Raw genomic sequence first — 14,467 nt, 5'->3', positions numbered from 1 at the left:
TAACCCATGGGAATCCGTAAGTACAAGCCGACGACGCCCGGACGCCGCGGCTCCAGCGTCGCCGACTTCGTCGAGATCACGCGCTCCGAGCCGGAGAAGTCTCTGGTCCGTCCGCTGTCCAAGACGGGTGGGCGCAACAACTCCGGTCGCATCACGACCCGTCACAAGGGCGGTGGCCACAAGCGTGCCTACCGCGTGATCGACTTCCGTCGTCACGACAAGGACGGCGTGCCCGCCAAGGTCGCGCACATCGAGTACGACCCGAACCGCACGGCTCGGATCGCGCTCCTGCACTACGCGGACGGCACGAAGCGCTACATCATCGCGCCGAACAAGCTGTCGCAGGGCGACGTCGTCGAGGCCGGTGCCGGCGCCGACATCAAGCCCGGCAACAACCTGCCGCTGCGCAACATCCCGACCGGTACGGTCATCCACGCCGTCGAGCTCCGCCCCGGTGGCGGCGCGAAGATCGCCCGCTCCGCGGGTGCCTCCGTGCAGCTCGTCGCGAAGGACGGCCCGTACGCGCAGCTGCGCATGCCGTCCGGCGAGATCCGCAACGTCGACCTGCGCTGCCGCGCCACGGTCGGCGAGGTGGGCAACGCCGAGCAGTCGAACATCAACTGGGGCAAGGCCGGCCGCATGCGGTGGAAGGGCGTCCGCCCGACCGTCCGTGGCGTGGTCATGAACCCGGTCGACCACCCGCACGGTGGTGGTGAGGGCAAGACCTCCGGTGGTCGCCACCCGGTCAGCCCGTGGGGCCAGCCCGAGGGCCGGACCCGCCGCCCGAACAAGCCGAGCGACAAGCTGATCGTCCGCCGTCGCCGCACCGGCAAGAAGCGCTGAAAAGGAGCCTGACAGATGCCTCGTAGCCTGAAGAAGGGCCCCTTCGTCGACGACCACCTGCAGAAGAAGGTGGACGCTCAGAACGAGAAGGGGACCAAGAACGTCATCAAGACCTGGTCCCGTCGGTCGGTCATCACGCCCGACTTCCTCGGTCACACCTTCGCCGTGCACGACGGCCGGAAGCACACCCCGGTCTTCGTCACCGAGGCGATGGTCGGCCACAAGCTCGGCGAGTTCGCTCCCACGCGAACCTTCCGCGGCCACGTGAAGGACGACAAGAAGGGCCGTCGCCGCTGACCCCCGGGTCAGCCAGGCGACAGGCCCCGACGGTCTGAGAAAAGGAAGCAGGACAGCAATGGAAGCCAAGGCGCAGGCGCGGTTCGTCCGTGTCACGCCCCAGAAGGCCCGGCGCGTCGTGGACCTCATCCGTGGCAAGCAGGCCGCCGAGGCCGTCGCGGTGCTGAAGTTCGCGCCGCAGGCGGCGAGCGAGCCGATCCGCAAGGTTGTGGAGAGCGCCGTCGCGAACGCCCGGGTGAAGGCCGACCGCGCCAGCGAGCGCTTCGACGAGACGGAGCTCTTCGTCTCGGCGGCGTTCGTCGACGAGGGGCCGACGCTCAAGCGGTTCCGTCCGCGGGCGCAGGGGCGTGCGAGCCAGATCCTCAAGCGCACCAGCCACATCACCGTGGTCGTCGCACCGCGTGAGCAGAAGGAAGGGGCCCGATAGTGGGGCAGAAGGTTCACCCGCACGGGTACCGCCTCGGCATCACCACCGACCACCGGTCGCGCTGGTTCGCCGACAGCACCAAGCCTGGTCAGCGGTACCGCGACTACGTCCGCGAGGACGTGGCGATCCGCAAGCTCATGAGCACCGGTCTCGAGCGGGCCGGCATCTCCAAGGTCGAGGTCGAGCGCACCCGCGACCGCGTCCGCGTGGACATCCACACGGCGCGTCCGGGCATCGTCATCGGCCGCCGAGGTGCTGAGGCCGACCGCATCCGCGGCGAGCTCGAGAAGCTCACGGGCAAGCAGGTCCAGCTCAACATCCTCGAGGTCAAGAACGCGGAGATCGACGCGCAGCTGGTCGCGCAGGGCATCGCCGAGCAGCTCGCGAGCCGCGTCTCGTTCCGCCGCGCCATGCGCAAGGGCATCCAGTCCGCGCAGCGCGCCGGCGCCAAGGGCATCCGGGTCCAGGTCTCGGGCCGTCTCGGCGGCGCCGAGATGAGCCGGTCGGAGTTCTACCGCGAGGGTCGTGTGCCGCTGCACACGCTGCGCGCGTACATCGACTACGGCTTCTTCGAGGCCCGCACCACCTTCGGCCGCATCGGCGTGAAGGTGTGGATCTACAAGGGCGACATGACCGAGAAGGAGTTCGCCGCGCAGCAGGCGACCGCCGCCCCCCGTGGGGGTCGTGGTGGTCGTCCGGAGCGCGGGGAGCGCCGCGGTGGCGGTCGTCGCCCCGAGCGTCAGGCCCAGCCGGCCGCAGAGAGCGCCCCCGCGTCCGACGCGGCCCAGGCGCCGGCCGAGGCGGTTGCGGCCCCCGAGTCCGGAACGGAGGCCTGAGTCATGCTGATCCCCCGCAGGCTCAAGCACCGCAAGCAGCACCACCCGAAGCGCTCCGGCGCGGCCAAGGGTGGCACCACGATCGCGTTCGGCGACTTCGGCATCCAGGCTCTCGAGCCCGCCTACGTCACCAACCGTCAGATCGAGGCTGCTCGTATCGCGATGACCCGCCACATCAAGCGTGGCGGCAAGGTCTGGATCAACATCTACCCGGACCGTCCCCTGACCAAGAAGCCCGCCGAGACCCGCATGGGTTCCGGCAAGGGCTCGCCCGAGTGGTGGGTCGCCAACGTCAAGCCCGGCCGGATCGTCTTCGAGCTGGCCGGCGTCGACGAGGAGCTGGCCCGTGAGGCCATGCGCCGCGCGATCCACAAGCTCCCGATGAAGTGCCGTTTCGTGGTGCGCGAGGGTGGTGCGAACTGATGGCAGTCGGAACCAAGGGCATGACCCCCGCTGACCTCGACGGGTTCGACGACGAGAAGCTGGTCGCCGAGCTGAAGAAGGCCAAGGAGGAGCTCTTCAACCTCCGTTTCCAGTCGGCCACCGGCCAGCTGGAGTCCCACGGTCGGATCAAGGCCGTCAAGCGCGACATCGCGCGGATCTACACGGTCCTGCACGAGCGCGAGCTCGGTATCCGCACGGCCCCGAGCGTGAGTGAGTGAGGCATCGATGAGCGAGAACACCAACGCGGTGGCCGCTGAGACGACCGAGCGCAGCACGCGCAAGGTCCGTCGTGGCTACGTCGTCAGCGACAAGATGGAGAAGACCATCGTCGTCGAGGTCGAGGACCGCAAGAAGCACCCCCTGTACGGCAAGGTCCTGCGCACCACCACCAAGGTGAAGGCGCACGACGAGCAGAACTCCGCCGGTATCGGCGACCTGGTCGAGATCATGGAGACCCGTCCGCTGTCCGCGACCAAGCGGTGGCGCCTGACGGAGATCCTCGAGAAGGCCAAGTGATCCAGAAGGTCTGGTGACCTTCGGCCGGGGCGGGACGTGACACACGTATGCGGCCCGCCCCGGCCACCACAGCAACTATCCGTTCGGCAAGGCTCGCCCGGGACAGCCTGGGACGAGAACCGGCTCGACGACAGGAGATCAATCGATGATCCAGCAGGAGTCGCGACTGCGGGTCGCCGACAACACGGGTGCCAAGGAGATTCTCTGCATCCGTGTTCTCGGTGGATCCGGCCGTCGCTACGCCGGTATCGGCGACACGATCGTCGCCACCGTCAAGGACGCGATCCCCGGCGGCAACGTGAAGAAGGGCGATGTGGTCAAGGCCGTCATCGTCCGGACCGCCAAGGAGCGCCGTCGTCCCGACGGTTCCTACATCAAGTTCGACGAGAACGCCGCCGTGATCCTCAAGAACGACGGTGAGCCCCGTGGCACCCGCATCTTCGGCCCGGTCGGGCGCGAGCTGCGCGACAAGCGGTTCATGAAGATCATCTCGCTGGCGCCGGAGGTGCTCTGACCATGGCGAAGATCAAGAAGGGCGACCAGGTGATCGTCATCGCCGGTCGCGACAAGGGCAAGACGGGCCGTGTGCTCGAGGTCCTCAAGGACACCGACCGCATCGTGGTCGAGGGCGTGCAGCGCGTCACCAAGCACGTCAAGGCCGGCCAGACGGCTCGGGGCACCCGCACGGGTGGCATCGAGACCGTCGAGGCGTCGATCCACGTCTCGAACGTGATGATCGTCGACCCGGAGTCCAAGAAGGGCACGCGCGTCGGGTTCCGTACCGAGCAGGTCGAGCGCGATGGCCGTACCCGCACCGTCCGCGTGCGCGTCGCCAAGCGTTCCGGGAAGGACATCTGATGACCGAGACCACTCTCGAGGCCCCGGCCACCCCGCGCCTCAAGCAGAAGTACCGCGAGGACATCATCGCGGCGCTGCTCGAGGAGTTCGGCCACCAGAACATCCAGCAGGTCGCCGGTCTGACGAAGATCGTCGTCAACATGGGTGTCGGTGACGCCGCGAAGGACTCCAAGCTCATCGAGGGCGCGATCCGCGACCTCACGGCGATCACGGGGCAGAAGCCCCAGGTGACCCGGGCCAAGAAGTCGATCGCGCAGTTCAAGCTGCGCGAGGGCATGCCGATCGGCGCGCACGTCACGCTGCGCGGCGACCGGATGTGGGAGTTCCTCGACCGGCTGCTGTCGATCGCGCTGCCCCGTATCCGCGACTTCCGCGGTCTGAGCCCGAAGCAGTTCGACGGGCACGGCAACTACACCTTCGGTCTCACGGAGCAGTCGATGTTCCACGAGATCGACCAGGACAAGATCGACCGCGTCCGCGGCATGGACATCACGGTCGTGACCACGGCGACGACCGATGACGAGGGCCGCTCCCTGCTGCGCCGTCTCGGCTTCCCCTTCAAGGAGCAGAACTGACATGGCGAAGAAGGCCCTGATCAACAAGGCGGCCGCCAAGCCGAAGTTCGCGGTCCGCGCCTACACCCGGTGCCAGCGGTGCGGCCGTCCGCACTCGGTCTACCGCAAGTTCGGCCTGTGCCGGATCTGCCTGCGGGAGATGGCCCACCGCGGCGAGCTCCCCGGCGTCAACAAGAGCAGCTGGTAAAACCACTACGCCGCAGGTCCGGGCGGTGCGCAAGCACTACCCGGATACCCCGGCGAGGAAGGGCTGGAGCCCAATGACCATGACAGACCCCATCGCAGACATGCTCACGCGTCTGCGTAACGCGAACTCGGCGCACCACGAGACGGTCACCATGCCGCACTCGAAGCTGAAGTCGAACATCGCGGAGATCCTGCAGGCGCAGGGGTACATCACCGGCTGGAGCGTCGAGGACGCGAAGGTCGGCAAGTCCCTCACCCTGTCCCTCAAGTACGGCCCGAGCCGCGAGCGTGCCCTCACCGGCATCCGCCGCGTCTCGAAGCCCGGCCTCCGCGTCTACGCGAAGTCCACCAACCTGCCCCAGGTCCTCGGCGGCCTCGGCGTGGCCATCCTGTCCACGTCCTCCGGCCTGCTGACGGACCGTCAGGCCCAGGCCAAGGGCGTCGGCGGCGAAGTCCTCGCCTACGTCTGGTAATCCGGAAAGGAGAAATCGCCATGTCTCGAATCGGCAAGCTTCCCGTTCCGGTCCCGGCCGGTGTGGACGTCACCATCAGCGGTGCGCTCGTGACCGTCAAGGGCCCCAAGGGGACCCTGGAGCACGCGGTGCCCGCCCCCATCACGGTCGCCCAGGACGACGCCACCCTCGTGGTGTCGCGCCCGGACGACGAGCGTGAGTCCCGTGCGCTGCACGGCCTCACCCGCACCCTCCTGGCCAACATCGTCACCGGTGTGACCCAGGGCTACGAGAAGAAGCTCGAGATCGTCGGTACCGGGTACCGCGTCGCGGCCAAGGGCCAGAGCCTGGAGTTCGCTCTCGGCTTCTCGCACCCGGTCGTCGTCACGGCGCCCGAGGGAATCACCTTCGCGGTGGAGAGCCCGACCAAGTTCTCGGTCGCGGGCATCGACAAGCAGCAGGTCGGCGAGGTCGCAGCGAACATCCGCAAGATCCGCAAGCCGGAGCCCTACAAGGGCAAGGGCGTGCGATACGCCGGCGAGGTCGTCCGCCGCAAGGTCGGAAAGGCTGGTAAGTGATGGCTCTCAAGGTTCTGGGCAAGGGCAAGGCCGTCGCTCGTCAGCGCCGTCACCTGCGCCTGCGCAAGAAGATCAAGGGCACCGCGGCGCGTCCGCGCCTCGTCGTGACCCGTTCGTCGCGCCACATGGTGGCGCAGGTCGTGGACGACACGGTCGGCAAGACCGTCGCTTCCGCCTCGACCCTCGAGGCCGACCTGCGCGCCCTCGACGGCGACAAGACGGCCAAGGCCCGCAAGGTCGGCGAGCTCGTCGCCGCGCGTGCCAAGGCCGCCGGCGTCGAGACCGTGGTCTTCGACCGCGGTGGCAACAAGTACCACGGTCGGGTGGCTGCGGTCGCCGACGGCGCCCGGGAAGCGGGGCTGGAGCTGTGATGGCCGACGTCCGCGAGTTCGCACGGAAGATGAGGATCCTCTGATGGCTGCAGGGCAGCGCACCGGCGCCCCCCAGGGCGCCAACGAGTCCAACAAGACCGACGGCCGCCGCGGCGGCGGTGGCGGTCGTCGTGACGACCGCCGTGGCGGTGGCCGCGACCAGGCCGACAAGAACGCCTTCGTCGAGCGCGTGGTGACGATCAACCGCGTCTCGAAGGTCGTCAAGGGCGGTCGTCGCTTCAGCTTCACCGCGCTGGTCGTGGTGGGCGACGGCGACGGCACCGTCGGTGTCGGCTACGGCAAGGCCAAGGAGGTGCCCGCGGCGATCGCCAAGGGTGTCGAGGAGGCGAAGAAGAACTTCTTCCGCGTCCCGCGCATCCAGGGCACCATCCCTCACCCCATCCAGGGTGAGGAGGCCGCCGGCGTCGTGTTCCTGCGTCCGGCCTCGCCGGGTACCGGTGTGATCGCCGGTGGTCCGGTGCGCGCCGTGCTGGAGTGCGCCGGCATCCACGACGTGCTGAGCAAGTCGCTCGGCTCGTCCAACTCGATCAACATCGTGCACGCGACCGTCGCGGCCCTCAAGGGCCTCGAGGAGCCGGCGGCCGTGGCCGCCCGCCGTGGCCTGCCGCTCGAGGACGTGGCTCCGGCCGCGCTCCTGCGTGCGCAGGCTGCCGGACTTGCCGCCAAGGCGGAGAAGGCCGGCGAGAAGGTGGGTGCGTGATGCCTCGACTGAAGGTCACCCAGGTCAAGTCCGCCATCGGCGGCAAGCAGAACCAGCGTGACACGCTGCGGACCCTCGGCCTCAAGCGGATCGGCGACACCGCCGTGAAGGAGGACCGTCCGGAGATCCGTGGCATGGTCACCACGGTGGCGCACCTCGTCACCGTCGAGGAGGTCGAGTGATCATGGCCGACAACACCGAGAAGTCGCAGCCGCTCAAGGTCCACCACCTGCGTCCGGCCCCCGGCGCCAAGACCGCCAAGACCCGTGTGGGTCGTGGCGAGGCGTCGAAGGGCAAGACGGCGGGTCGCGGTACCAAGGGCACGAAGGCTCGCTACCAGGTTCCCGCCGGCTTCGAGGGTGGGCAGATGCCTCTGCACATGCGCCTCCCGAAGCTGCGCGGGTTCAAGAACCCGTTCCGCGTCGAGTACCAGGTCGTCAACCTGGACAAGCTCGCCGCGCTGTACCCCGAGGGTGGCTCCGTCACCGTCGAGGGCCTCGTCGCCAAGGGCGCGGTCCGCAAGGGCCAGCCGGTGAAGGTGCTCGGCAACGGCGAGATCACCGTCAAGCTGGACGTCACGGTCGACCGCGTCTCCGGCTCCGCCAAGGACAAGATCCTGGCGGCCGGCGGCACGGTCTCCGAGGACTGACATCCGCATCAGGGCCGGCGGCGCACACGCGCTGCCGGCCCTGTGTGCTCCCGGCGTGCTGGCGCGGGCCAGCTCTCCGCGACGGCGTGTGGTCTGGATCACTGGTCCCGGCCACGTAGAATCCGTCACGGTCCGCGCCACGCACCTGATCCGGGTGACGGCGAGGCCGGGTTCTCCCCGGTCGGACCTTGACCGAGTCGGCGTGACGGCGGCGTGGCCCACGGGCCGCGGTGCCGGGAGCTCGCGCCACACCTCGCCGATCCCCGGCGACACGACAACCCGCCGCGGCGGGCCAGGAGGATAGGTGCTCAGCGCATTCGGCCGGGCTTTCCGGACACCGGACCTGCGGCGCAAGCTGCTGTTCACGATCGCGATCATGGCGCTCTTCCGGGTGGGGTCGCTCGTGCCCACACCCGGCGTCGACTACGGCAACGTCCAGCAGTGCGTCGCGGCCCTCGAGGGCAGCACCTCGCTGCTCGGCCTCGTGAACGTCTTCAGCGGTGGCGCGCTGCTGCAGCTGTCGATCTTCGCGCTCGGCATCATGCCGTACATCACCGCGAGCATCATCGTGCAGCTGCTGCGCGTCGTCATCCCTCGGTTCGAGGCCCTGCACAAGGAGGGCCAGTCGGGGCAGGCGAAGCTGACGCAGTACACGCGCTACCTGACGATCGCCCTGGCGATCCTGCAGTCGACGACGATCATCACGACCGCGCGCACGGGGATGCTCTTCCAGGGCTGCCCCGTCGACGTGATCACGGACGACAGCTTCATGACCGCCACGCTGATGGTCGTCACCATGACGGCCGGTACCGGCCTGGTCATGTGGCTCGGCGAGATGATCACCGAGCGCGGCGTCGGCAACGGCATGTCCCTGCTGATCTTCACGTCGATCGCGGCGAGCTTCCCGTCGGCCCTCTGGTCGATCGCCGGCGGTTCGAACGGCCCCCTGAACTTCATCGTGATGATCCTGGTCATCGTGCTCGTCGTCGGGCTGGTCGTCTTCGTCGAGCAGTCCCAGCGCCGCATCCCGGTGCAGTACGCGAAGCGCATGGTGGGCCGCCGCATGTACGGCGGGACCAGCACCTACATCCCGATCAAGATCAACATGGCCGGCGTCATCCCGGTCATCTTCGCGGCGTCGATCCTGGCCATCCCCGGGCTGATCGCCCAGTTCGGCGAGCCGACCGCGGGCTGGGTGCTGTGGATCTCGGAGAACCTGGTCCAGCAGTCCGACCCGCTGTACATCGTGCTGTACGTGCTCATGGTCATCTTCTTCGCGTTCTTCTACACGTCGATCACGTTCAACCCGGACGAGGTCGCGGACAACATGAAGAAGTACGGCGGCTTCATCCCCGGCATCCGCGCGGGAAGGCCCACGGCCGAGTACCTCGACTACGTGATCACCCGCATCACGTCCGCGGGCTCGATCTACCTGGCCATCGTGGCCCTCATCCCCACGATCGTGCTCGTGGTGCTGGGAGTCACCACGAACATCCCGTTCGGCGGCACGTCGATCCTCATCATCGTGGGCGTCGGGCTCGAGACCGTGAAGCAGATCGACTCCCAGCTCCAGCAGCGTCATTACGAAGGGTTCCTCCGTTGACCGAGACGACCGAAGGCGGCAGCACTGCTGCCACGCCGACCACCCGCCGCGAGCTCCACGGCGCCCCCAGCGCCGAGGCGCGGGTGACGCGCCTGGTGATCATGGGGCCGCAGGGTGCGGGCAAGGGCACGCAGGCCGCGCGCCTCGCCGAGCTCTTCAGCATCCCCGCCATCTCGACGGGCGACATCTTCCGCGCCAACATCAAGGGCGGCACGGAGCTCGGGAAGCTCGCGCAGGAGTACAGCGCCAAGGGTGAGCTCGTCCCGGACGAGGTCACCGACCAGATGGTGCGCTCGCGCCTCGGCGAGGACGACGTGAAGTCCGGCTTCCTGCTCGACGGCTACCCGCGCAACGCGCACCAGGTCGAGGCGCTGGACGGCATCCTGGCCGATCTCGGCTGGGAGCTGGACGGCGTCATTGAGCTCACCGCCGCCCGCGAGGAGCTCCTGTCGCGGATCGCCAAGCGCGCCGAGATCGAGGGCCGCGAGGACGACACCCCGGAGGCGATCGCGCGCCGGCTCGACATCTACGACGAGCAGACCGCGCCCCTGACCGCCGCCTACTCCGAGCGGGGCATCCTCGCGAAGGTGGACGGCATCGGCGACGTCTCCGAGGTCACCGAGCGCATCGTCCAGGCGCTGGCCGCCGAGCTCGGCTGAGGTCCCTGACGCCATGATCTTCGGTTCGCGCGAGCGCATCGAGCTCAAGACGCCCGACCAGGTGCGCGTCATGCGGCGTGCCGGCCTGGTCGTCGCGTCGGCGCTCGACGCGGTGCGTGCCGCGGCCCGCCCGGGCCTGACGACGGCGGACCTCGACGCGGTCGCGGCGCGGGTCATCGCGGACGCGGGGGCGACGCCGTCGTTCCTCGGCTACGAGGGGTACCCCGCGACGATCTGCGTCTCCGTCTCGGAGGAGGTCATCCACGGCATCCCCGGTGGTCGCGTGCTCGAGGTCGGCGACGTCGTGTCGGTCGACTGCGGCGCGATCGTGGACGGCTGGCACGGCGACTCGGCGATCAGCCTCGTGCTGGGGCCGGACGGCGCGCTCGACGTCGAGGAGACGGCGGCGGTCGACGGTGTCGACGCGGCGGACCTCGACCTCGTCCGCGCGACGCGGACGGCCATGTGGGCGGGGATCGCCGCACTGGCCGGCGGCAAGCGGCTGGGCGACGTCGGGACCGCGGTCGAGGCCGCCGTCGAGCTGGCCGGGGGCGTCTCGGGCGTCGAGTACGGGATCGTCGAGGACTACGTGGGCCACGGCATCGGCACGGCGATGCACCAGCCGCCCGACGTCGTGAACTTCCGCACCTCGGACCGCGGCCCCCGGCTGCGGCCGGGCATGTGCCTCGCCGTCGAGCCGATGGTCACGCGGGGGAGCGGGGCGACCCGGGTCCTCGCCGACGACTGGACGGTCGTGACGCAGGACGGCTCGCGCGCCGCCCACTGGGAGCACTCCGTGGCCCTCCTCGAGGACGGCATCAGCGTGCTGACGGCCGCCGACGGCGGACGCGCCGGTCTCGCCCCGTTCGAGGTCGTGCCCGTGCCCCTCGACGTGTGACCGACGACCGTCTGCTCACGTTCGCAGCTGCTGGTGCGATGGAGTACGATGGTCTGTCGGGTGTAGTCCGTTCGGCAGTTCCTCGAGATGCACGCGCGAGATGGTGGCGCTGCAGACCAGCACCGGCTCGACGTCACGTCGGCCGGTCGGGACGAGGGTGAGCAGGCGGCACGCACGACATCCGGACCTCCGTCACGTTGCTGACGGGCGCCCGGGGACAGACGAGAGTTAGCGGAGGACATGGCAAAGAAGGACGGCGTCATCGAGATCGAGGGCAGCGTGGTCGAGGCCCTGCCGAACGCGATGTTCCGTGTGGAGCTGGCGAACGGCCACAAGGTCCTCGCGCACATCTCGGGCAAGATGCGTCAGCACTACATCCGGATCCTCCCGGAGGACCGTGTCGTGGTCGAGCTCAGCCCGTACGACCTGTCCCGCGGTCGGATCGTCTACCGCTACAAGTAACCACCACCCCATCGAGCGCCGTCGTGGCGCCGGCACCCGCCGGCGTGCGTACGGCGGCGGAGGAACACTGATGAAGGTCAAGCCGAGCGTCAAGAAGATCTGCGACAAGTGCAAGGTGATCCGCCGGCACGGTCGCGTCATGGTGATCTGCGAGAACCTGCGCCACAAGCAGCGCCAGGGCTGATCGCAGCCACCGCCTGACGGCACTCGCTCGCCGTCGGACACAGCGCACCACCACGAACCTCGACCCGTCCTGCCGGAGCGCAAGCTCCCGGGGGGACGGGCGAGGGGAACCTCCGGTCCAGGGGCCGGGGCCCGCGGTCATCGCGGGAGGCGGTGCGGCAGACCTCTGGAAGAAGTACAGGAGCCGGAAGGCACATGGCACGTCTGATCGGCGTCGACCTCCCCCGCGACAAGCGGCTCGAGGTTGCGCTCACGTACATCTACGGCGTCGGCCGTACCCGCGCCCAGCAGACGCTGGCCGCGACCGGGATCAGCCCGGACCTGCGGGTCAAGGACCTCGGCGACGACCAGCTCGTCGCTCTCCGCGACTTCCTGGAGGGCAACTTCCAGCTCGAGGGCGACCTGCGCCGCGAGGTCGCTGCCGACATCCGCCGCAAGGTCGAGATCGGCACCTACCAGGGCCTGCGTCACCGCCGCGGCCTCCCGGTGCGCGGTCAGCGCACCAAGACCAACGCGCGCACCCGCAAGGGCCCGAAGCGCACCGTCGCGGGCAAGAAGAAGGCCCGCTGAGAGCAGTCCGTGGCGTGGTCGGCTCCCCGAGCTGAACCGCCCCGGTCCGATCAGACCAGGAGATCAGAGAACACATGCCTCCCAAGACTCGTGCCACGGCCGCGCGCAAGCCGCGTCGCAAGGACAAGAAGAACGTCCCGCTCGGCCAGGCTCACATCAAGAGCACCTTCAACAACACGATCGTCTCGATCACCGACCCGTCGGGCGCCGTGATCTCGTGGGCGTCCGCCGGCCACGTCGGCTTCAAGGGCTCCCGCAAGTCCACGCCGTACGCCGCGCAGCTCGCCGCCGAGTCGGCCGCCCGCCGCGCCCAGGAGCACGGTGTCAAGAAGGTCGACGTCTTCGTCAAGGGCCCGGGTTCCGGTCGTGAGACCGCGATCCGCTCCCTGCAGGCGACCGGCCTCGAGGTCGGCTCGATCCAGGACGTGACGCCCCAGGCGCACAACGGCTGCCGTCCCCCGAAGCGCCGCCGCGTCTGACCCTCCCGACGTCGTCGGGACCCCGGGGCCGAGGGATCGGCCCCGGGCCCGCACGACGCCGCAGCCTGCCCGGGCGGGTGGACCGAGTCCCGCCCGGGGCCGCGAGTACTCGCGGATCCGTGATGCGTCATATGGCGGACGCACACTGAAAGGACCTGACCGTGCTGATCGCACAGCGCCCCTCCCTGACCGAAGAGGTCATCTCGGAGTACCGTTCGCGCTTCTCCATCGAGCCGCTCGAGCCTGGCTTCGGCTACACGCTCGGCAACTCCCTGCGCCGGACCCTCCTGTCGTCCATCCCGGGCGCGGCCGTCACCTCCATCCGCATCGACGGAGTGCTCCACGAGTTCTCCACCGTGCCGGGTGTGAAGGAGGACGTCACCGAGATCATCCTCAACATCAAGAACCTCGTCGTCTCCTCGGAGAACGACGAGCCCGTCGTGATGTACCTGCGCAAGACGGGTGCGGGCGTGGTCACCGCCGCGGACATCGTGCCGCCGGCGGGCGTCGAGGTGCACAACCCGGACCTGCACGTCGCCACGCTCAACGACAAGGGCAAGCTCGAGATCGAGCTCACCGTCGAGCGCGGTCGTGGCTACGTGTCCGCGGCGCAGAACAAGAACGACGAGGCCGAGATCGGTCGGATCCCCGTCGACTCGATCTACTCGCCGGTCCTCAAGGTCACCTACAAGGTCGAGGCCACGCGTGTCGAGCAGCGCACGGACTTCGACAAGCTGATCGTCGACGTCGAGACGAAGGCCGCGATCGCCCCGCGCGACGCGCTCGCCTCGGCCGGCAAGACGCTCGTCGAGCTGTTCGGTCTCGCCCGCGAGCTGAACGTCGAGGCCGAGGGCATCGAGATCGGCCCGTCGCCGACGGACTCCGCGCTGGCCGCGGACCTGGCGCTGCCGATCGAGGAGCTCAACCTCACGATCCGCTCGTACAACTGCCTCAAGCGCGAGGGCATCCACCAGGTGGGTGAGCTCGTGGCTCGCAGCGAGGCCGACCTGCTCGACATCCGCAACTTCGGTGCGAAGTCCATCAACGAGGTCAAGGAGAAGCTCGCCGAGCTGGGCCTCTCGCTGAAGGACTCGCCCCTCGACTTCGACCCGTCCAGCTCCGCGTACTTCAGCGGTGGGGACGACGAGGCCACGTACTCGGACGAGCAGTCGTACTGACGTCTCCGCGCCCGCAGCAGCCCGCTCGACCTGACCGGGCCGCGCGGTGCGGAACCACCCTCAAGGAGAACCAGAAATGCCTACCCCCACCAAGGGTCCGCGGCTCGGTGGCAGCCCGGCTCACGAGCGCCTGATCCTCGCGAACCTGTCGACGTCGCTCTTCGAGCACGGCCGCATCACGACCACGGAGACGAAGGCCAAGCGCCTGCGCCCCCTGGCCGAGCGCCTCATCACCTTCGCGAAGCGCGGCGACCTGCACGCCCGTCGCCGGGTGCTGACCGTCGTCCGCGACAAGTCCGTGGTGCACACGCTGTTCACCGAGATCGCCCCGGCCATGGCCGAGCGCAACGGTGGCTACACGCGCATCACCAAGATCGGCAACCGCAAGGGCGACAACGCGCCCATGGCGGTCATCGAGCTCGTCACCGAGCCGGTGAGCCCGAAGCAGGCCGTCGTCAAGGAGGCCACGAAGGCCACTGAGAAGGCGTCGACGAAGGCCGCCAAGACCGAGGACGAGAAGCCCGCCAAGGACGAGGCCGCCGTCGAGGCGACCGAGGAGGCCACCGAGGCTCCGGCCGAGGCCCCCGCCGAGGACAAGGCTGACGAGAAGGCCGAGGAGACCAAGGAGGCCTGACCTCCCGCGTCCCCGCGATCACGACGAGGCCCCGCGCCACCCGAGAGG

At 69.0% G+C, this 14,467-nt stretch carries 26 protein-coding genes; all 26 read left to right on the top strand.

What is annotated here, in order from left to right:
* Positions 1–6 precede the first annotated feature (6 nt).
* The 26 genes from rplB (at position 7) to rplQ (ending at position 14,419) form a co-directional block, all read left to right on the top strand.
* Positions 7–843, top strand: a complete 837-nt coding sequence (rplB, locus tag ACFQ80_RS15940) for a 50S ribosomal protein L2 (protein ID WP_430550501.1) — start codon at positions 7–9, stop codon at positions 841–843.
* Positions 844–858: 15 nt separating this feature from the next.
* Positions 859–1,140: a 30S ribosomal protein S19 gene (gene rpsS, locus ACFQ80_RS15935; protein ID WP_075829208.1), complete on the top strand. Its 282-nt coding sequence runs from the start codon at positions 859–861 to the stop codon at positions 1,138–1,140.
* Positions 1,141–1,198: 58 nt separating this feature from the next.
* On the top strand, positions 1,199–1,567 hold the full coding sequence (gene rplV / locus ACFQ80_RS15930; protein WP_079572426.1) for a 50S ribosomal protein L22: 369 nt from the start codon (positions 1,199–1,201) through the stop codon (positions 1,565–1,567).
* The gene (gene rpsC / locus ACFQ80_RS15925) at positions 1,567–2,403 is read left to right on the top strand and encodes a 30S ribosomal protein S3 (RefSeq protein WP_430564320.1); all 837 of its coding nucleotides are present in this window, start codon (positions 1,567–1,569) and stop codon (positions 2,401–2,403) included. The genes rplV and rpsC overlap by 1 nt, the downstream gene beginning before the upstream one ends.
* Before the next feature lie 3 nt (positions 2,404–2,406).
* A complete protein-coding gene (gene rplP, locus ACFQ80_RS15920; protein WP_380244191.1) occupies positions 2,407–2,826 on the top strand; it encodes a 50S ribosomal protein L16 in 420 nt (139 codons plus the stop codon).
* Positions 2,826–3,065: a 50S ribosomal protein L29 gene (gene rpmC, locus ACFQ80_RS15915; protein WP_430550499.1), complete on the top strand. Its 240-nt coding sequence runs from the start codon at positions 2,826–2,828 to the stop codon at positions 3,063–3,065. Before rplP ends, rpmC begins: the two co-directional genes overlap by 1 nt.
* A gap of 7 nt (positions 3,066–3,072) precedes the next feature.
* Positions 3,073–3,363: a 30S ribosomal protein S17 gene (gene rpsQ, locus ACFQ80_RS15910; protein WP_429764762.1), complete on the top strand. Its 291-nt coding sequence runs from the start codon at positions 3,073–3,075 to the stop codon at positions 3,361–3,363.
* Between the two features lie 145 nt (positions 3,364–3,508).
* Positions 3,509–3,877, top strand: coding sequence for a 50S ribosomal protein L14 (gene rplN / locus ACFQ80_RS15905; RefSeq protein WP_079572436.1), 369 nt, complete (start codon positions 3,509–3,511; stop codon positions 3,875–3,877).
* Positions 3,878–3,879: 2 nt separating this feature from the next.
* The gene (rplX, locus tag ACFQ80_RS15900) at positions 3,880–4,221 is read left to right on the top strand and encodes a 50S ribosomal protein L24 (protein ID WP_430550498.1); all 342 of its coding nucleotides are present in this window, start codon (positions 3,880–3,882) and stop codon (positions 4,219–4,221) included.
* Positions 4,221–4,796, top strand: a complete 576-nt coding sequence (gene rplE, locus ACFQ80_RS15895; RefSeq protein ID WP_430550497.1) for a 50S ribosomal protein L5 — start codon at positions 4,221–4,223, stop codon at positions 4,794–4,796. The genes rplX and rplE overlap by 1 nt, the downstream gene beginning before the upstream one ends.
* 1 nt (position 4,797) lies before the next feature.
* The gene (locus ACFQ80_RS15890) at positions 4,798–4,983 is read left to right on the top strand and encodes a type Z 30S ribosomal protein S14 (protein ID WP_430550496.1); all 186 of its coding nucleotides are present in this window, start codon (positions 4,798–4,800) and stop codon (positions 4,981–4,983) included.
* 73 nt (positions 4,984–5,056) lie between these two features.
* On the top strand, positions 5,057–5,455 hold the full coding sequence (rpsH, locus tag ACFQ80_RS15885; protein WP_430550495.1) for a 30S ribosomal protein S8: 399 nt from the start codon (positions 5,057–5,059) through the stop codon (positions 5,453–5,455).
* Positions 5,456–5,475: 20 nt separating this feature from the next.
* The gene (gene rplF / locus ACFQ80_RS15880; RefSeq protein ID WP_430550494.1) at positions 5,476–6,012 is read left to right on the top strand and encodes a 50S ribosomal protein L6; all 537 of its coding nucleotides are present in this window, start codon (positions 5,476–5,478) and stop codon (positions 6,010–6,012) included.
* Positions 6,012–6,383: a 50S ribosomal protein L18 gene (gene rplR / locus ACFQ80_RS15875; RefSeq protein ID WP_429727854.1), complete on the top strand. Its 372-nt coding sequence runs from the start codon at positions 6,012–6,014 to the stop codon at positions 6,381–6,383. Before rplF ends, rplR begins: the two co-directional genes overlap by 1 nt.
* A gap of 43 nt (positions 6,384–6,426) precedes the next feature.
* Entirely contained in the window at positions 6,427–7,104 is a 678-nt protein-coding gene (gene rpsE / locus ACFQ80_RS15870; RefSeq protein ID WP_079572450.1) for a 30S ribosomal protein S5, read from the top strand.
* Entirely contained in the window at positions 7,104–7,286 is a 183-nt protein-coding gene (gene rpmD / locus ACFQ80_RS15865; RefSeq protein ID WP_079573239.1) for a 50S ribosomal protein L30, read from the top strand. The genes rpsE and rpmD overlap by 1 nt, the downstream gene beginning before the upstream one ends.
* 2 nt (positions 7,287–7,288) lie before the next feature.
* Positions 7,289–7,753: a 50S ribosomal protein L15 gene (gene rplO, locus ACFQ80_RS15860; RefSeq protein WP_430550493.1), complete on the top strand. Its 465-nt coding sequence runs from the start codon at positions 7,289–7,291 to the stop codon at positions 7,751–7,753.
* Positions 7,754–8,057: 304 nt separating this feature from the next.
* Complete coding sequence (gene secY / locus ACFQ80_RS15855; RefSeq protein WP_430550492.1) at positions 8,058–9,356, top strand: preprotein translocase subunit SecY; 1,299 nt, start codon at positions 8,058–8,060, stop codon at positions 9,354–9,356.
* A 101-nt stretch (positions 9,357–9,457) separates the two neighbouring features.
* Entirely contained in the window at positions 9,458–10,015 is a 558-nt protein-coding gene (locus ACFQ80_RS15850) for an adenylate kinase (protein ID WP_430550765.1), read from the top strand.
* A 13-nt stretch (positions 10,016–10,028) separates the two neighbouring features.
* Positions 10,029–10,913 carry a type I methionyl aminopeptidase gene (gene map, locus ACFQ80_RS15845; protein WP_430550491.1) on the top strand — a complete coding sequence of 295 codons (885 nt, stop codon included), beginning with the start codon at positions 10,029–10,031 and terminating at the stop codon, positions 10,911–10,913.
* Between the two features lie 240 nt (positions 10,914–11,153).
* Positions 11,154–11,375, top strand: coding sequence for a translation initiation factor IF-1 (infA, locus tag ACFQ80_RS15840; protein ID WP_012867920.1), 222 nt, complete (start codon positions 11,154–11,156; stop codon positions 11,373–11,375).
* A gap of 70 nt (positions 11,376–11,445) precedes the next feature.
* On the top strand, positions 11,446–11,559 hold the full coding sequence (rpmJ, locus tag ACFQ80_RS15835; protein ID WP_009740505.1) for a 50S ribosomal protein L36: 114 nt from the start codon (positions 11,446–11,448) through the stop codon (positions 11,557–11,559).
* A gap of 194 nt (positions 11,560–11,753) precedes the next feature.
* Positions 11,754–12,128 carry a 30S ribosomal protein S13 gene (gene rpsM, locus ACFQ80_RS15830; protein ID WP_430550490.1) on the top strand — a complete coding sequence of 125 codons (375 nt, stop codon included), beginning with the start codon at positions 11,754–11,756 and terminating at the stop codon, positions 12,126–12,128.
* 74 nt (positions 12,129–12,202) lie between these two features.
* Positions 12,203–12,607, top strand: coding sequence for a 30S ribosomal protein S11 (gene rpsK, locus ACFQ80_RS15825; protein WP_380321664.1), 405 nt, complete (start codon positions 12,203–12,205; stop codon positions 12,605–12,607).
* A 161-nt stretch (positions 12,608–12,768) separates the two neighbouring features.
* The gene (locus ACFQ80_RS15820; protein WP_429727860.1) at positions 12,769–13,785 is read left to right on the top strand and encodes a DNA-directed RNA polymerase subunit alpha; all 1,017 of its coding nucleotides are present in this window, start codon (positions 12,769–12,771) and stop codon (positions 13,783–13,785) included.
* A gap of 76 nt (positions 13,786–13,861) precedes the next feature.
* Positions 13,862–14,419, top strand: coding sequence for a 50S ribosomal protein L17 (gene rplQ, locus ACFQ80_RS15815; RefSeq protein ID WP_430564319.1), 558 nt, complete (start codon positions 13,862–13,864; stop codon positions 14,417–14,419).
* The last annotated feature ends 48 nt before the right edge of the window (positions 14,420–14,467 follow it).

Source organism: Isoptericola sp. NPDC056578 (genome assembly GCF_042793275.1).
GTDB lineage: Bacteria > Actinomycetota > Actinomycetes > Actinomycetales > Cellulomonadaceae > Isoptericola.
The sequence above is the reverse complement of the archived record's forward strand: the minus strand, read 5'-3'. Positions and strand labels throughout refer to the sequence as shown.

Bases quoted from the DNA above. Each gene is read 5' to 3' on its own strand.
- rplB (WP_430550501.1), top strand. From the start codon at position 7: ATGGGAATCCGTAAGTACAAGCCGACGACGCCCGGACGCCGCGGCTCC.
- rpsS (WP_075829208.1), top strand. From the start codon at position 859: ATGCCTCGTAGCCTGAAGAAGGGCCCCTTCGTCGACGACCACCTGCAG.
- rplV (WP_079572426.1), top strand. From the start codon at position 1,199: ATGGAAGCCAAGGCGCAGGCGCGGTTCGTCCGTGTCACGCCCCAGAAG.
- rplP (WP_380244191.1), top strand. From the start codon at position 2,407: ATGCTGATCCCCCGCAGGCTCAAGCACCGCAAGCAGCACCACCCGAAG.
- rpmC (WP_430550499.1), top strand. From the start codon at position 2,826: ATGGCAGTCGGAACCAAGGGCATGACCCCCGCTGACCTCGACGGGTTC.
- rpsQ (WP_429764762.1), top strand. From the start codon at position 3,073: ATGAGCGAGAACACCAACGCGGTGGCCGCTGAGACGACCGAGCGCAGC.
- rplN (WP_079572436.1), top strand. From the start codon at position 3,509: ATGATCCAGCAGGAGTCGCGACTGCGGGTCGCCGACAACACGGGTGCC.
- rplX (WP_430550498.1), top strand. From the start codon at position 3,880: ATGGCGAAGATCAAGAAGGGCGACCAGGTGATCGTCATCGCCGGTCGC.
- rplE (WP_430550497.1), top strand. From the start codon at position 4,221: ATGACCGAGACCACTCTCGAGGCCCCGGCCACCCCGCGCCTCAAGCAG.
- ACFQ80_RS15890 (WP_430550496.1), top strand. From the start codon at position 4,798: ATGGCGAAGAAGGCCCTGATCAACAAGGCGGCCGCCAAGCCGAAGTTC.
- rpsH (WP_430550495.1), top strand. From the start codon at position 5,057: ATGACCATGACAGACCCCATCGCAGACATGCTCACGCGTCTGCGTAAC.
- rplF (WP_430550494.1), top strand. From the start codon at position 5,476: ATGTCTCGAATCGGCAAGCTTCCCGTTCCGGTCCCGGCCGGTGTGGAC.
- rplR (WP_429727854.1), top strand. From the start codon at position 6,012: ATGGCTCTCAAGGTTCTGGGCAAGGGCAAGGCCGTCGCTCGTCAGCGC.
- rpsE (WP_079572450.1), top strand. From the start codon at position 6,427: ATGGCTGCAGGGCAGCGCACCGGCGCCCCCCAGGGCGCCAACGAGTCC.
- rpmD (WP_079573239.1), top strand. From the start codon at position 7,104: ATGCCTCGACTGAAGGTCACCCAGGTCAAGTCCGCCATCGGCGGCAAG.
- rplO (WP_430550493.1), top strand. From the start codon at position 7,289: ATGGCCGACAACACCGAGAAGTCGCAGCCGCTCAAGGTCCACCACCTG.
- ACFQ80_RS15850 (WP_430550765.1), top strand. From the start codon at position 9,458: ATGGGGCCGCAGGGTGCGGGCAAGGGCACGCAGGCCGCGCGCCTCGCC.
- map (WP_430550491.1), top strand. From the start codon at position 10,029: ATGATCTTCGGTTCGCGCGAGCGCATCGAGCTCAAGACGCCCGACCAG.
- infA (WP_012867920.1), top strand. From the start codon at position 11,154: ATGGCAAAGAAGGACGGCGTCATCGAGATCGAGGGCAGCGTGGTCGAG.
- rpmJ (WP_009740505.1), top strand. From the start codon at position 11,446: ATGAAGGTCAAGCCGAGCGTCAAGAAGATCTGCGACAAGTGCAAGGTG.
- rpsM (WP_430550490.1), top strand. From the start codon at position 11,754: ATGGCACGTCTGATCGGCGTCGACCTCCCCCGCGACAAGCGGCTCGAG.
- rpsK (WP_380321664.1), top strand. From the start codon at position 12,203: ATGCCTCCCAAGACTCGTGCCACGGCCGCGCGCAAGCCGCGTCGCAAG.
- rplQ (WP_430564319.1), top strand. From the start codon at position 13,862: ATGCCTACCCCCACCAAGGGTCCGCGGCTCGGTGGCAGCCCGGCTCAC.